The sequence below is a fragment of the Mycoplasma razini genome, from assembly GCF_048076865.1.
Lineage (GTDB): Bacteria > Bacillota_I > Bacilli_A > Mycoplasmatales > Metamycoplasmataceae > Mycoplasmopsis.
In genome coordinates, this window is the sequence record NZ_CP182212.1 from 342,008 (window position 1) to 359,101 (window position 17,094).

Sequence of the window (17,094 nt, forward strand, 5' to 3'; positions counted from 1 at the left end):
AAGTATTGTTCAAGTCTCTTAAACTAAAAAAACCTTTATAATTAAAATATGAATGAAATCAATTTAAAAAGAAAAGAGGCGAGATTACAACAATTGATAGCTGATATTGTTGCAAACGATATCACTAACACTAATGTAATTGATCCAGTAGTCATGGATGTTTCGCTTTCTAATGACTTATCACATGTGAAAGTTTTTGTTTCATTTTTAACTAATGAACAAAAAGGAATCGAAGCACTAAATAATGCTTCCGGGTACGTAAGAAAGGTTCTTTCACAATCACTAGATTGAAGAAAAGTACCAAGCGTACACTTTTACTTAGATGAAGTATCTAAAAATGGCCAAAAAATAGAAGAGATACTAGCATCTATCAAAAATGAAAAATAAACTTATTAAAAGTTGAAAGGACAATTAAATGTCAAAAGTCGGAAAATTTTTATTAGTTGTAGTTGGGGGACTTGCAATTGGTACAGCTGCTGTTGCAATTCCTAGTGTAATTTACAAAAACCAAAGAGATTATCAAGATCAACAAAGCAAATTACAACAAGCTTCAACAAATACAAAAGTATCTTTAGTAGATACAATTAAGAAAGATGCAGTATTTGCTTCAACAATTAAAAATGCAGATATTGTTTTTTCAGGATATAACAAATCATTATTTACAGTTGAACTTGTAGATATGAAAACTACTCTAACAAAGAAAGCAAGTGTAGCTCCTGCAGCTAGTGGTGCAAGCACAAGTGCTCAAAATACAGAAGTTAAGAGTTTAGTTGCAAATGATGAAAAAGGAACATTATCATTTAAATACAAAATCCAATCAAAACAATACAAAGAATTATTTGTAGTACAAGAATCAGTTATTGACGGATTCAAAATTAAATATATAGCACCTACTGTTTCAGCATCAGATGAAGCAGCTGCTCAAAACACAGTAAAAGCATCAATCACAAGTGCTTACAGTGCTATTACTTCTAAAGCTGAAAACAAATTATCAGATGAACAAAAAACAGCTATTAACAATTACTCAACAGAAGTTGCTAATGGATTAGGAAAAGAAGTAAGTGGTGTATTAAAAGCTGTTGAAGGCGTTTTACCTACAGATCAATATAACACAGTAGCAACTTTATATACTCAAGTTGCAAGCGAATTAAATAAAGTGTTAACTACAATGCTTCAAAATGCTATTACAGCAAAAGCAAGCACAACAGGTATTGAACAAATTAAAGCATACTTAACACCTGAAAAAATGGGTGAAATTAAAAACAGTGTTGCTGATGTTTTAAATACCAATGCGGAAACTATTGCAAATGTTGGAAAAGCTATTTTTGAATCATTGAAAAAAGAAGAAAGCACAATGAATATTGCTACTTTAGACACATTTGTTACACAAATGACAGAATTCTTTAAAACTCAAATTCAAGAACTTGCAAAAAGTGTTAAAGCAATTACGTTTGAAAAAGGAACAGCTCAAACAGCTGCACTTGAAAAAATTCAAGCTTTATTACCAGGCTTTAAAAAAGAAGCTGCTGCTAAAGCAAAAGAATTATTACCAAATCAAGCTGATTATGATGCAGTAAAAGCAATTCTTAAATCAAAATATGAAGCATTAGTAGCTTTTGCTAAATCAAATGTAGCTCTTTTAGTTACAGAAACTAAGAGTTTAGCTCAATTAATTGACACATTAAAATTAGCTCAAAAACCAGCTGAAAACAAAACACCTGGTGAAGATAATAAAAATTCTGGTGAGCCGAGGAGATAAGACAGGTTCTACATCTGTAAAGCCAGCTGCCAATTTATCTGAAGAAGAAATTCAAAACTTAATTGGTAAAGCTGCTCCTACTTTAGTAGCTACAGCAAGCAACAAAACAGCTTTTAGCGCTACAGCTGATGACTTTGTTGCTCCTGTATTTACTGAAAACAAAGATTATAAGATTGAAGCACTTAATCCTGTTTTTGTTGCAAATGCTTTAAGCGATGCTTCAACATTACAAGCTAGTGAAAAAGAAGCATTAAAAACAAAAATGCTAAATGGAATTAACCAAATTAAATACACTATTAAAGTAACATCAAAAACAAATTCAAATGATTCTAAAACTATTGAAAAAACTTTTGATGTACAAGGTTTTATTTCAAAAGCAAAAGCAGATGAAATTTTTAAAGCTTTAGAAATTAAGGCAAAAGAAAATGTTGATAAATCAGCAGTAAAAATAACCCCTGCTAGTGCAAAAAATAAAACAAAAACATACAAATTCTTACACGGAACATATGATGAAAAAACATTAAAAAGTTTAGATCTTCTTGAAATTACAGCTCCAAAAGATTCTGCTGCAATTAAAGTAGAAAATAAATTTATTTCATCAAATATATCAGATCATAGTGCAATTTTACAACCAAAGTTATATTTAGATGAAGCTTCTAAAGAATACATTTTTGCTTATAAAGATAAAACAAATGTATAATCAGAAGCAACTAAAGTTACAATTAATGGATTACCAATTCCAGCACTTTCTGCAAGTGCAATTGCCAAATTTTATGGAAACAAAGCTGAAAAACCATATTCAGTAGATGAAGCTAAAACTGTAGAAAAATTAGGCAAAGCTTTAGATCAAGTTTTACCTTCTGAAATTAAAGTAGAACAAATTGTACTTAAAGGAAATGAAATAACATTAACTGGTTCTGACAAGGATGATCAATTTACTATTACAGCTGACATGCTTAAAGCAATGAATGGAAGAGTTACTGAAGTATATCCAATAGATCAACAAGGTATATTGTCAATCACAATTAAGTTTGATACAGTAATTCAACCAAATGCTGTTTATATGTTGGAAAGTTCAGATAACCAAACAACAGATGAAAAAGTAGCTGCACAACAAGTCGGAACTATAAAAATTTCATTAAAAGGATTAAAGCAAAATCAACCAGAACCTAAACCTCAACCTGATCAACCAGCTCCAAATGTTGAAGTAAAACAAGGAACAGCATTCGTCTTAGGTGAAGCTGCAACTTTTGAAAATGTATCTAACAAAGTAAAAGAAAAACACCCAAAAAATCTTTTCCAATTCTATAAAGATTTAAAAGGATATGGAATTGCATCAAATGGTAAAGGAAAAGATAATGAAATATTATTATTTGCTGAAGGCATGGGAAAAGATAATATTAATTTTGGAAAAATCCAAAAAAGTAAGAAATATTACCTTGATGGTACATTAGATGAGGAACATAAAACATTAACTGTTAAATATCAACAAAAAATTAATGGTAAATTTGAAGATGTTGTTCAAGTATTTACTTTAAAATAAGAGATTCAATAATATAGCATTTTAATAATGCTATATTTTCTTTTTAAAAAAATAATTAATAAAACGCCTATGTCATAGTTGTTTAAAAAATATCATAAGCAAAAGAAAAAATAATATCTCTTGTATAATATACAAGAGTATATAGCAATACTCCTTGGCTAATATAGCCCAGAAATGACCATAAGGAGAAAAAATGAACAAATACGAAATTATGTCAATCGTAAGCCCTAAAGCTGATGTTAAAGTTTTAAACGATTTATTAACAGAAGTTTTTGGTAAAGGTGTTTCTAAAGTTGAAAAACTTGAAAAGAACGAACTTGCTTATGAAATTAACAAATCAAAACACGCTCAATACGTTTTAGCTTTAGTTGAAGCTGAAGGAAATGCAATTGCTGAATTTACACGTCGTTCAAATATCGTTAAAGATATCTGAAGAGTACTAGTTATTAACCTTGATACAGAAAAAGGATTTAATAAAAAAGCTGATGATAAAGCAAAAGCACGTGGAAGAAAAAGAGTTACAAAAGACGCAAATAACGCTCAAGAAAGAGTTGCAAAACCACGTCAACCTAGAGTTCGTAAAGAAAACTCAGAAAAATAGTTTTACATTTTAAAGGAGTAGCATGTATAACAAAATTACACTTGTTGGTCGTATAACCAGTACACCTGAATTATCACATACTTCAAATAACATTGCATATGTTAGATTAACACTTGCTGTTAATAGACCAAGTTTTGGAAACAATAATGATATTACTGATTTTATTCCGCTAGTTGCGTGAAGACAATCTGCAGAATTTATTGCCAATAACTTGCCAAAAGGTGCTTTAATTTTAGTTGAAGGATCATTACACTCATCAACATACAATAGTAATCAAACTAATCAATTAGTGAGATCATTAGATGTTACTGTTGATCGTGTTGTTCCACTTGAATCAAAAGCTGTGCGCGATATGAGAAATAATGCTGCACCAGTGATTAATAACAGTTTTACACCAACTTTTAATACTGCAGCAACAAATAATAATCAACGTACATACACCAGAAATGAAAACATTGATTATTCATCTGTTGAAAATAGACAAACTCCAAATGTAACTACTGAAATTAAAAATAACGAAGCTAAATCAAATGAAGTTGAACAAGACATTTCTGCCTTATTTGACTTTGGAAATGATTTAGATTAATAAAGGAGACAATTATGGCTTTCATTAAACGTAACAAAAAAGCTTTCGGAAGAAGAAAATCATGCGAATTTTGTGATAACCACATGGAATATGTAGACTACAAAAATGTTGAATTATTAAACAAATTTGTAACAGCTACAGGACAAATCAAAGCTAAATCATCAACAGGTACATGTGCAAAACACCAAAGAAAAGTAGCAAACGCAATTAAAAGAGCAAGATTTATCGCTTTAATGCCATACCACGTAGTTCGTCCACGTGTGGCAAAAAGCAACTAATATATACTTAATGTATGAAATTAATCACAACTAATCATCTGGTTGTGATTTTTTATATTAATTTAAATAAAAAATAGTATTAAGCTTTACTGCATAGTTCTTTACAATATTTGCTTTTTTAGTTTTTTTGAAATAATTAAAATATGGAGAAGTATTTTCATATATTTCTTCAAAAAACTAACTGAAATCCCAAAGGAGAAAAATGAAAAAAAATAAATTATTTTTATTATTAACAATGCCTACATCGGTAACAATAATTACTATGCCATTTTTAGTAGCTGCATGTAATGATAAAAATACTGATCCAAAGCCTGCGCCAGAGTTAAGTGCAGATCCAGGAACAAGCAATCCAGGAACAAGCAATCCAGGAACAAGCAATCCAGGAACAAGCAATCCAGGAACAAGCAATCCAGGAACAAGCAATCCAGGAACAAGCAATCCAGGAACAAGCAATCCAGGAACAAGCAATCCAGGAACAAGCAATCCAGGAACAAGCAATCCAGGAACAAGCAATCCAGGAACAAGCAATCCAGGAACAAGCAATCCAGGAACAAGCAATCCAGGAACAAGCAATCCAGGAACAAGCAATCCAGGAACAAGCAATCCAGGAACAAGCAATCCAGGAACAAGCAATCCAGGAACAAGCAATCCAGGAACAAGCAATCCAGGAACAAGCAATCCAGGAACAAGCGATAAAGTAGAAAACAATAATATATCTACATTTGTATATGATGATGGTAAGTCTAAATACAATATTAAGTATGATTCTAATGAAAAACGACTACTTATTGAAGATGCTGAAGTTGTAACATCAAAAATGCTTGATTTTGCTGCAAAAAACATTATGCCTTTGCAAAATGGAAATGATAAAGGAATATTATTAGATTTTCCTCAAGCAAAGATTGTTTCAGCTGTTTCAAAAAATATAAACAATCCATTGCGAATATCTAAAATAAATTTTCCAAAAATTGAAAAAATTGATTATGAGAATTATTCAATAGATGAAATTCTTAAAGGAATTTGAACAAATCATTTAGAAGGAGATAAAGTAATACAAAATGGAATTCTTTTTAAATGAATGTCACCAATTGGTGATATCAATGATGATAAAATAACTCAAATAATCACTGATGCTATTTATGACACTAGTCAAATTACATCTATAAACCTTCCTAATGTAAAAACTATAAATGATTATGCTTTTGCTGAAAATAAAAAGATTTATAGCGATAAAATTTTTCCTAAAATTAAAAAGAAAATAGTACTAAATAACATTTTAGTTAAATGAGATGATGCTGAAGGTGATATAAAAGATGATATCATTACTGATATTTATTCTAGCGTTTTCAAAGATAATGACAAAATTAATTCTATAAATTTTCCTAATGTAGTTACTGTTAAAAATGATGCATTTAATAATGCTACTAATCTTGTTTCGATATCATTACCAAGTTTAAAGAAAAGTGCTCCTTTTGCTTTTAAAAATACAAAAAAACTCACTGGTAAAGTTGTGGCTGGTACTACATTAATTAAATGAACAGATGCTGGTGGAAATATTAGTGATAATAACATTACAGATATTAGTGCAGAAGTTTTTTCAGGAAATGGCTTCATAACTTCTGTCGATTTTCCAAATGTAGTAAATATACAGCAAGGTGCATTCCAAGGTGCGCAGAATTTAAGAACCATTAATTTTCCTAATGCAGAATACATAGGTGAGAGCGCCTTTGAAGATGCATATAGTATCAATTCACTTGATTTCCCTAAGGTAATAAGTATAGGAAGCAAAGCTTTTCAAGGTATACGTAGCAACTTATCTATAAGTTTTCCAAATGTTGTTGATGTTAAAAATGATGCTTTTGCCCATAACAACTTCCTTAGAGGTAAAGTAGTGGTGGGTTCAACATTAATTAAATGAACTGATGCCACAGGAGATATTACTGATAAAAATATAACTAATATAGCGGATCAGGCTTTTGAAAATAATGATTTTATTACATCAGTTAACTTCCCGAATGTAAAAAGTATTGGTTCAAATGCTTTTGCTGGAGCAAAAAATCTGCAATCAGTTAATTTGCCTAAGGTTAGTGACTTGGATAATAATCTTTTTGAAAATACTCCAAAGCTCACCGGAAAAATAGTTTTAGGAACTACATTATTAAAATGAACTGACGCTAGTGGAGATATTAATGATGATAGTATTACTGATATTGCTGACAATGTATTTAAAGATAACACGCAAATCACATCAGTGAACTTTCCAAATGTAAAGACTATAGGTTCAGGAGCTTTTGAAGGTGCAACAAATCTAAAAACAGTAAATTTACCTAAGGTTGTCAACGTTGGCAATAACATTTTTGAAAACACTCCAAAACTCACTGGAAAAATAGTTTTAGCCAATAAATTAGTAAAATGATCTGATGCTAGCGGTGAAATAAGTGATGATAGTATTACTGAAATTGCTGATAATGTATTTAGAGGTAATACCAAAATTACATCAGTTAACTTCCCAAATGTAACTTATATCGGAAATGGTGTCTTTGAAGGTGCAACAAATCTAGAATCTGTAAGTTTACCTAAGGCAAATAGAAATTATTACTATTCTTTTAAAAACACTCCAAAACTCACTGGAAAAGTAGTTTTAGGTGGCACATTATTCAAATGATCAGATGCTAGCGGTGAAATAAGTGATGATAGTATTACTGAAATTGCTGATAATGTATTTAGAGGTAATACCAAAATTACATCAGTTAACTTCCCAAATGCAGCTTATATTGGAATCAGTGCCTTTGAAGGCGCAACAAATCTTGAGTCAGTAAACTTACCAATGGTTTCTCGTTTTGATTATAATGTTTTTAAAAACACTCCAAAACTCACTGGAAAAATAGTTTCAGGAACTACATTAGTAAAATGAACTGATGCTAGTGGAGATATTAATGATGATAGTATTACTGCAATTACTGATAATGTATTTAAAGATAACACCCAAATTACATCAGTTAACTTCCCAAATGTAAAAAGCATTGGTGCAAATGCTTTTGCTGGAGCAAAAAATCTACAATCAGTTAATTTGCCTAAGGATGTTGACCTTGGCTACAACGTTTTTAAAAACACTCCAAAACTAACTGGAAAAATAGTTTCAGGAACTACATTATTAAAATGATCTGATGCTAGTGGTGCAATAAGCGATAATAGCATTACAGAAATTGCTGGTAGTGCATTTAACAATAACACCCAAATTACATCAGTTAACTTCCCAAATGTCACAAAAATTGGGTCTTATGCTTTTAAAGGTGCAACAAATCTAGAATCTGTAAACTTACCTAAGGCTGTTGACATTGGCTACAATGTTTTTAAAAACACTCCAAAACTCACTGGAAAAGTAGTTTTAGGTGGCACATTATTCAAATGATCAGATGCTAGTGGAACAATAAGCGATGATAGTATTGCTGCAATTACTGATAATGTATTTAAAGATAACACCCAAATTACATCAGTTAACTTCCCAAATGTAACTTATATCGGAAATGGTGCCTTTGAAGGTGCAACAAATCTAGAATCTGTAAGTTTACCTAAGTTAAATAAAAATTATTACTATTATTTTGAAAACAATCCAAAACTCACTGGAAAAGTAGTTTTAGGTGGCACATTATTCAAATGATCAGATGCTAGTGGAGATATTAATGATAACAGTATTACTGAAATTGCTAATAATGTATTTAGAGACAACACCAAAATTACATCAGTTAACTTCCCAAATGTAAAAAGCATTGGTTCAAATGCTTTTGCTGGAGCAAAAAATCTGCAATCAGTTAATTTGCCTAAGGTTAGTGACTTCGATAATAATCTTTTTGAAAATACTCCAAAACTCACTGGAAAAGTAGTTTTAGCTAATAAATTACTAAAATGATCAGATGCCAGCGGAGCAATAAGTGATGATAGTATTACAGAAATTGCTGGTAGTGCATTTAACAATAACACACAAATTACATCAGTTAACTTCCCAAATGTGACAAAAATTGGGTCTTATGCCTTTGAAGGTGCAACAAATCTAGAAACAGTAAGTTTACCAAAGGCTTTTGACTTTGAATACAATATTTTTGAAAACACCCCAAAACTGACTGGAAAAGTAGTTTTAGCTAATAAATTAGTAAAATGAACTGACGCTAGTGGAGATATTAATGATGATAGTATTACTGAAATTGACGATAATGTATTTAGAGGCAACACCCAAATTACATCAGTTAACTTCCCAAATGTAAAGACTATAGGTTCAGGAGCTTTTGAAGGTGCAACAAATCTAAAATCTGTTAATTTACCTAAAGTTGTTGACTTTGCCCCTAACCTCTTTGACAATACTCCACAACTAACTGGAAAAGTAGTTTTAGGAACTACATTATTAAAATGATCTGACGCTAGCGGGGAAATTAGTGATGAAAATGTTAGATATATTACAATGCGTGTATTTTATAATAACACCCAAATTACATCAGTTAACTTCCCAAACGTAGAGAGTATAGACATAGCAGCCTTTGAAGGTGCAACAAATCTAAAATCTGTTAATTTCTCCAAGAATGTTGATTTTGAAGACAATGCTTTTGAAAACACTCCAAAACTCACTGGAAAAATAGTTTTAGGTAATAAATTGCTTAAATGATCTGATGCTAGTGGAGCAATAAGCGATAATAGCATTACAGAAATTGCTGGTAGTGCATTTAACAATAACACCCAAATTACATCAGTTAACTTCCCAAATGTCACAAAAATTGGGTCTTATGCCTTTGAAGGTGCAACAAATCTAGAATCTGTAAACTTACCTAAGGCTGTTGACATTGGCTACAACATTTTTAAAAACACTCCAAAACTCACTGGAAAAGTAGTTTTAGGTGGCACATTATTCAAATGATCAGATGCTAGTGGAGATATTAATGATAACAGTATTACTGAAATTGATAATAATGTATTTAAAGATAACACGCAAATTACATCAGTTAACTTCCCAAATGTCACAAAAATTGGGTCTTATGCTTTTAAAGGGGCAACAAATCTAAAATCTGTTAATTTGCCTAAGGTTGTTGATTTTAAAGACGATGTTTTTGAAAACAATCCAAAGCTCACTGGAAAAGTAGTTTTAGGGAATAAATTAGTAAAATGAACTGATGCTAGTGGAGCAATAAGCGATGATAGTATTACTGTGATTGTTGATAATGTATTTAAAGATAACACGCAAATTACATCAGTTAACTTTCCAAATGTAACTTATATTGGAAGAAGTGCTTTTGAAGGAGCAATAAATTTATCATTGGCTAATTTCCCTACATTAAGATATGTAATGGAAGACGCTTTTGAAAATACGCCAAAATTAATAAGAAAACCAAATGTAGGATATTATTAGTTATTGTCTGATAAATTAACTACTTAAAAATAAAATATCATAATTTTTTATTGTATTGAAGCGCTTTATTTCATTAATAAGACAATGCCTAAGCTATAAATGTTTAGGTGTTGTTTTTTATTTGTGATTTTAAGCAAATCAATTTATTTATAGGTTCTTATTTTATTTAAATATTAAAAAATGTTATTTATTAAAGCTTATTTTTATTATTTATATCTATTTTATAGGGTTATTAGAGATTTGTTTTTTTAGCTTTTTTGAAATAATTAAAATAAGTAAAAAACTAAACAAAAAACTAAACTAAAACTAACTATTAAAGGAGCATATTAATATGCAAAGTAAAGTAAAAAGAAAACTGGTAAGTGCATCCATACTTGGTGTATCGTTAGCAGGAATCTCAAGCCTAGCAGTGGCTTGTTCTAACCCCGTGCAGGAATCTAAGGATAATGCACTAAATGAATTAAAGGTGGATAAAATCTATAATTTTGTTACACCTGAAGCAAAAGAAGAAACAACAAAGCTCATCATGGGTGCAGCAAGTGTTGCTAAAGTAGATCAATACTTAAATGAGTTAAAAACAAAAGCTACAAGCAATAAACAAAAAGCTGATGAAATGACAGCTTATGTTAAAAATAATACTTTTAAAGTATTTAACAAACAATTAGACAGTAGCATTGATTTAAAAGTTGATAGCATAAGTACATACGATTCAATTCAAAATCAGTTACTAAATTGATATAAAAATGTAATTACGCAAGCTGTGACTTCTGACAAATATTTAGAAACTGAAACCAAAAATAACTTGAAGTCCAATAGTGATAAAACAAAGGAAATTAAAACTTTATTTGATATTTTTGACCAATATAAAAGTGAAAGTAATAAATCTTTTAATAAACTATTAGCAAGCAAAAAAGCTAACTATATATCTGAAATTAATAAATTACGCAATAGATTATCAACAACTGAATATAACAAATTTGCAGCACAAGTAAATGAGTGTAATGATCTCGAAGCAGCACCATATGATGCAATTTTAAAAGCAGCAAAAGAAGCAAATTTCGCAAATTTAAGAAATGAAATTCTTGAATTTATTAATCATAATCAAGCTCGTGAATTTACTGCTTCATTACGTGATAGCTTAGATAATAAAGTTAAAGAAATTGCTAAATATTCAGCTGAAAATTTAGCTACTCTTGAAAAATTACAAAAAGAAGCTCAAGTTAGTGTTGCTAATCAATTGTTTGAAATTTATAGTAAGGAAATTAAAGATAGTTTAAGAAATTATACTGAAGAAATGAAACAAAAACTTCTTGCTCACTTAACTGAGGTTAAAGCAAATTATAATGAAATTGAAGAATTTCAAAGTGTTATGCAAGAAGCTCGAAATATTAATGCGTTATATGGAATTTTAGCTGCTAAAGAAAAATTCCCTTACTTGAATGATCAAGACATTACTGAATTTAAGAATGACATCTTACATACTGCTTTAAGCCGAGAAGAACAACTTGAACAAATGCTTAGATCAATTCAATCTAAAGACTTGTCTAGATATCAAGAACTTGCTAAAAAACAAGTTGCAAATTCCTTTGAATATATAAGTGCTGAAAATATTACAAGATATAGTCAAAGTATTGACTCAGCAAGTAATAAAGCATATGTAAAAGAAATCCTTGCACAAGCTGCAAAAGATAACTTAGAAAGTGCATATTCTAGCTTACAGGCTTTAATTAATAATTATTCATCACAAATTAATATCTTAAAAACAAAAGCGCTTGATATGTTAGCTAATATTGCAATTCAACCTAATTTAGAACAATTTAATCAATTCAGTACTAATCAAATTCACACCTTAAGTGAAATTAATATTTTTGTTACAAGTAAATTACCTAATTTAGTATTTTTTGACCAACCTACAGTTTTAAATTTACTAAATGCTTTAAATGGAATTGAAGTATCAACTTCATATGCAGATGCACACAAAAAATTTGAAACTATATTAACTGAATACCGTACTAAATACTTAACATTTGCTAAAAATGATTTAAAAACTTATTTAGCAACTAATGAAAACAAAATAAAACCAGAAGCAAAAGTAGGATTAGATCAAAAAATAGATCAAACAACACAAGTTAATGATTTTATTGATGCAGTAACATATTATGACACTGTTAAAAATGACATTAACCGTGCAATTTATGATAAATATCTAGAAGATTTAACAAATAGTTTTGAAGCTTTAGAAGACAGTGAAAAAGCAACTTATAAAGCTCACTTATTGGAGTTATTAAATAAAAATCAAATTAATGAATTTGCTACTTATTTAATGTCAACAATTGAACCTCAAAATCAAATCAACCAAGCAACTGTTAATAATCTAAAGATGCAATATAAATCTGAAATTGAAGCATATGACTATTTAAAAATAGTTAACCCAGCTAAAATTGCAGAATATACAGCCAAAATTGAAGATCCAAAACTAGTTAAACCTTCAATGGTTAAAGAAGCAATGCAAAAAGTTGAGGCTAGTTACTTTAATAATTTTGCTCCATTTGCAAAAGGCAATGTAACTATTAAAGTAAATGATGCTACATTCACTATTAACAATGGTATTTTAATTAGTGCAAGTAACTTACAATCAGGTGATTATGTCTTACCTCAAGTATGAAAAGTTGAAGCTGATGCATTTGAATCAGCTGTAGAATACGGAAGTGGTAATTATTCATTTGCATTCCCTAACTTAAGAGAAGTAAATGGAACACCATTTAAATTTGCTGGGCTTAAGAGCATTAATTTAGGTCACATTAACATCATACCTGCTAATGCTTTCCAAGACATTACTTCCTTAAGCACCATTATTGCACCAGAAGTTACTGAAATTAATAGTAATGCTTTTGACAATACTAGAATCACTACTATTGTAGCCCCTAAATTAAAGACTGTTGGTTCAAAAGCTTTTGCTAATAACCCATCCTTATCAAGTGTTAAAATCCCAACAGTAACTTCTCTTCCAAATGACGTTTTTGCTAATGATACAGGTTTAAGATCGGTTTCATTGCCTAGCTTAAAAACTATTTCATCTGGTGAGAGAAATAGTACTTTATTCCAAAACAACACATCTTTAGTTAGTGTCGAACTACCGGTACTAGAAAATGTTCCAGATCGTTTATTCACTAATATTAAAACATTAAAAAGTGTATCATTGCCTGAAGCTAAAAGTATCGGAGATGAAGCTTTCAAATCTTCAAATGTTACAAACTTAATAATTCCTAAAGTTACAACTGTAGGTAATAATGCCTTTGAAAGCTCAACTTTAGCTACTATTTCAGCACCTGAATTAGTATCAGTTGGAAAACAAGCTTTCTATAATACAGAATTAGTTTCTTTAAACTTACCAAAATTAGCAACTGCTGGTAAAGAAGCGTTTGCAGCTAATAACTTATTAAGAACAATTAATCTGGATGCACTTGAAACTATTCCAACTGGTGCTTTTGCTCGCAACAAAGTTATTGATCAAATTACTTTAAAAGCTGCAAACAGAATGGATAATGTTTCTGAAGGGGATTTAGCTGCTTTCCAAGAACTAAGCACTTTAACTCAACTTAACATTCCAAATCTAATTAATATTTCTGATAAAGCTTTCTTTAAATCACAATCTAATGTAACAATTTCAGCTTCAAAATTAGAAAATATTGGTGAACGTGCCTTCCAAGATTCAAAAGTTAAAGCAATCATTGCTCCAAAATTAAAAACTATTGGGAATTATGCATTCAAAAATGCTGCTTTAACTTCATTAGATTTTAGCTCTGTTGAATCAATTGGAACGGGAAGCTTTATTAACTCATTGCTTAGTGAAGTTACTGCTAATAAAGTGACAACATTAGGTGAATTTGCTTTTGCTGGTTCTAAAAACTTAATCAATGTTGCAATGAATGAATTAGCAACTATGGAAGCTGGTACATTTGCAAATAATCCATTACTTCAATCTATTTCATTTGAAAAATTAACTAAGATTAATGATGCAAAATCCAACTCTGAGTTTGAGCAAAATTCTTTTGGAGCATTTGATACTGATAAATCATTATCAAGTATTTCGCTGCCAAAAGTTCAATATATTGGTGCATATGCTTTTAATGGCAATGAAAAGGTCACAAATTTACAAATTCCAGAAGCAACAGATATTAAAGAAAATGCCTTCAGAAAGAACAATATTATTAATCTAGTAGCAAATAAAGTTACAAAAATTGAAGCAAACTCTTTTGCTCAAAACAATAATATTGAAACAATTGAAATGAAAGGCTTAATTAAGCTACCAGCTGAAGCTTTTATGGGAATGAAAAAAATAACTTCAGCCAAATTTGAAGCTTTAGAAACAATTACTTCCCCAGCCAACAATTCACAACAAATGGGTGCATTTAGTGCTGCTGCAGATTTAAGCATTTTTGAAGCTCCTAAATTGAAATCTTTAGGTGCTTATACATTCTTTAAAAATAAAAATATTACTGATTATAATTTCCCAATATTAGAAGATGTTAACTCTTATGCATTTGCAAATTCTGCAATAAAAAATATTACATCTAAAAAATTGATATCACTAGGTGTTTCATCATTTTATAACACAAAAATAGCATCAATTAATCTTGATAACACTGAAACAATTTCTTCTAATGCCTTAAGCAATACATCATTAACGGAATTAAATGCTCCAAAATTAAAATCAATTAGTTCCGATTCATTGACAAATGTAGAATTGAAAAAAATAAATGTGGGATTAGAAGAACTGAGAACAAGATCAATATTTTCAGACTCTAGGGATACATTAGAAGAGTTTAATGGTAACAATATTAAAACTATTGATACAAATTCAAATACTGGAGTATTCCAAGATTTTAAAAAATTATCAAAAGTTAATACTCCAAAACTTGAAACAGTTGGTGTTGCTACATTCTTTAATGCTCCAATTAATGATTTTAACTCCTCTCAATTAATAAATATAAAAGGATCTGCTTTTAGAAACACCAAATTAAAAAGCATTAACCTTGAAAATGTTGCTTCCATTGGAAGTAATGCATTTTCTAATTCATTACTTAGTGGAAAAATACAAGCTAACAAACTAACTCAACTTGGTTCTGAAGCTTTTGATAGCACAAAAATCACTGAAGTAGAAATGAATGAATTGGAAGAAATACCAGAAAATACTTTCTCAGGTATTAAAACCCTAAAGAAAGCAACATTTAATAAAGCAACTTCAATAGTAGGAAGTGAAAGATATTCTGAAAATGGTGCTTTTGCTAACTCAGGAATCGAAGAATTTAATGCTCCAAAATTATTAACAATTGGTAAGAACTCTTTCTATAATACAATTAATTTAAAAACATTAAATACACCTCAACTTAACACTATTATGGGAAGCGCCTTCCATAACTCTTCTATACCTGAAGTTAACTTTAATACAATTAAAACAATTAATTCTTCAGCATTCTCTAGTTCAAAACTTAAGAGTATTAATCTTGAAAATGTTGTTTCTATTGGCCAATATGCATTTTCTAATTCATTACTTAGTGGAAAAATACAAGCTAATAAACTAACTATACTTGGGGAAAAAGCTTTTGATAGCACAAAAATCACAGAAGTAGAAATGAATGAATTGGAAGAAATACCAGAAAATTCTTTTTCAGGTATTAAAACTCTAACAAAAGCAACATTTAATAAAGCAACTTCAATAGTAGGAAGTGAAAGAGATTCTGAAAATGGTGCTTTTGCTAACTCAGGAATCGAAGAATTTAATGCTCCAAAATTATTAACAATTGGTAAGAACTCTTTCTATAATACAATTAATTTAAAAAAATTAAATACACCTCAACTTAACACTATTATGGACAGTGCCTTCTATAAATCTTCTATACCTGAAGTTAACTTTAATACAATTAAAACAATTAATTCTTCAGCATTCTCTAGTTCAAAACTTAAGAGTATTAATCTTGAAAATGTTGTTTCAATTGGCCAATATGCATTTTATAATTCATTACTTAGCGGAAAAATACAAGCTAATAAACTAACTAAGCTTGCGTCTCAAGCTTTCGATAGTACAAAAATCACAGAAGTAGAAATGAATGAATTGGAAGAAATACCAGAAAATTCTTTTTCAGGCATTAAAACCCTAAAAAAAGCAACATTTAATAAAGCAACTTCAATAAAGGGATCTGGCAGATACGAAGATTGAGGAGCTTTTGCTAACTCAGGAATTGAAGAATTTAATGCGCCAAAAGTAGTATCTATTGCACAATATTCATTCCGCAATACAAACAATTTAAAAACATTAAATACACCTGAAATTCAAATTATAGAAGAGCGTGCTTTCGCTAATTCTTCTATATCTGAAATTAAATTTAATACAATTAATCAAATAAAAAGTTATGCATTTGAAAACTCGAAACTTAAGAGTATTAATCTTGAAAATGCTGTTTCAATTGGCAAATATGCATTTTATAACTCATTACTTAGTGGAAAAATACAAGCTAATAAACTAACTATACTTGGGGAAAAAGCTTTCGATAGTACAAAAATCACAGAAGTAGAAATGAATGAATTGGAAGAAATACCAGAAAGCGCTTTTTCAGGTCTTAAAACTCTAACAAAAGCAACATTTAATAAAGCAACTTCAATAAAGGGATCTGGCAGATACGAAGATTGAGGAGCTTTTGCTAAAACATCAATATCAAAACTAATTGCACCTTTACTTGAAAATATTGCTAAATATTCATTTTATAATTTAACTACAAAAGGAAAAGTTCAATTATTAATACCTTCTACTGTTGATGTTGCAAGTTCTAATGCATTTGAATCTTCAGATAAATATCAAATAGTTCAAGAATAATAAATTTAAATACAGCTTATTATTAGGCTGTATTTTTTTTATTTTTTTAATTACTATT

At 29.7% G+C, this 17,094-nt stretch carries 10 protein-coding genes; 9 read left to right on the forward strand and 1 reads right to left on the reverse strand.

The features are described 5' to 3' along the window. Window positions 1-48: 48 nt before the first annotated feature. Genes rbfA through ACM0L0_RS01515 form a run of 3 tightly spaced genes read left to right on the forward strand, consistent with a single transcriptional unit; the run spans window position 49 to window position 2,459 of the window. Window positions 49-387 (forward strand): 30S ribosome-binding factor RbfA, encoded by a 339-nt coding sequence (gene rbfA, locus ACM0L0_RS01505; RefSeq protein ID WP_416738801.1) that lies wholly within the window; start codon window positions 49-51, stop codon window positions 385-387. 28 nt (window positions 388-415) lie between these two features. Further along, window positions 416-1,759: a hypothetical protein gene (locus ACM0L0_RS01510; RefSeq protein ID WP_416738802.1), complete on the forward strand. Its 1,344-nt coding sequence runs from the start codon at window positions 416-418 to the stop codon at window positions 1,757-1,759. Continuing rightward, window positions 1,743-2,459, forward strand: coding sequence for a hypothetical protein (locus ACM0L0_RS01515; protein ID WP_416738803.1), 717 nt, complete (start codon window positions 1,743-1,745; stop codon window positions 2,457-2,459). Before ACM0L0_RS01510 ends, ACM0L0_RS01515 begins: the two co-directional genes overlap by 17 nt. 71 nt (window positions 2,460-2,530) lie before the next feature. On the opposite strand, the gene ACM0L0_RS01520 is transcribed toward ACM0L0_RS01515, so the two are convergent. Continuing rightward, entirely contained in the window at window positions 2,531-2,713 is a 183-nt protein-coding gene (locus ACM0L0_RS01520) for a hypothetical protein (RefSeq protein ID WP_416738804.1), read from the reverse strand. Window positions 2,714-2,723: 10 nt separating this feature from the next. Between ACM0L0_RS01520 and ACM0L0_RS01525 the strand changes: the two genes are divergently transcribed. The 6 genes from ACM0L0_RS01525 (at window position 2,724) to ACM0L0_RS01550 (ending at window position 17,036) form a co-directional block, all read left to right on the forward strand. Next, on the forward strand, window positions 2,724-3,302 hold the full coding sequence (locus ACM0L0_RS01525; protein ID WP_416738805.1) for a hypothetical protein: 579 nt from the start codon (window positions 2,724-2,726) through the stop codon (window positions 3,300-3,302). A gap of 193 nt (window positions 3,303-3,495) precedes the next feature. Beyond that, the gene (rpsF, locus tag ACM0L0_RS01530; RefSeq protein ID WP_416738806.1) at window positions 3,496-3,903 is read left to right on the forward strand and encodes a 30S ribosomal protein S6; all 408 of its coding nucleotides are present in this window, start codon (window positions 3,496-3,498) and stop codon (window positions 3,901-3,903) included. A 22-nt stretch (window positions 3,904-3,925) separates the two neighbouring features. Next, a complete protein-coding gene (locus ACM0L0_RS01535) occupies window positions 3,926-4,489 on the forward strand; it encodes a single-stranded DNA-binding protein (RefSeq protein WP_416738807.1) in 564 nt (187 codons plus the stop codon). Window positions 4,490-4,503: 14 nt separating this feature from the next. Continuing rightward, a complete protein-coding gene (gene rpsR, locus ACM0L0_RS01540) occupies window positions 4,504-4,767 on the forward strand; it encodes a 30S ribosomal protein S18 (RefSeq protein WP_416738808.1) in 264 nt (87 codons plus the stop codon). 202 nt (window positions 4,768-4,969) lie between these two features. After that, a complete protein-coding gene (locus ACM0L0_RS01545; RefSeq protein ID WP_416738809.1) occupies window positions 4,970-10,162 on the forward strand; it encodes a leucine-rich repeat protein in 5,193 nt (1,730 codons plus the stop codon). Between the two features lie 331 nt (window positions 10,163-10,493). Beyond that, window positions 10,494-17,036, forward strand: coding sequence for a leucine-rich repeat protein (locus tag ACM0L0_RS01550; RefSeq protein WP_416738810.1), 6,543 nt, complete (start codon window positions 10,494-10,496; stop codon window positions 17,034-17,036). Window positions 17,037-17,094: the final 58 nt, after the last annotated feature.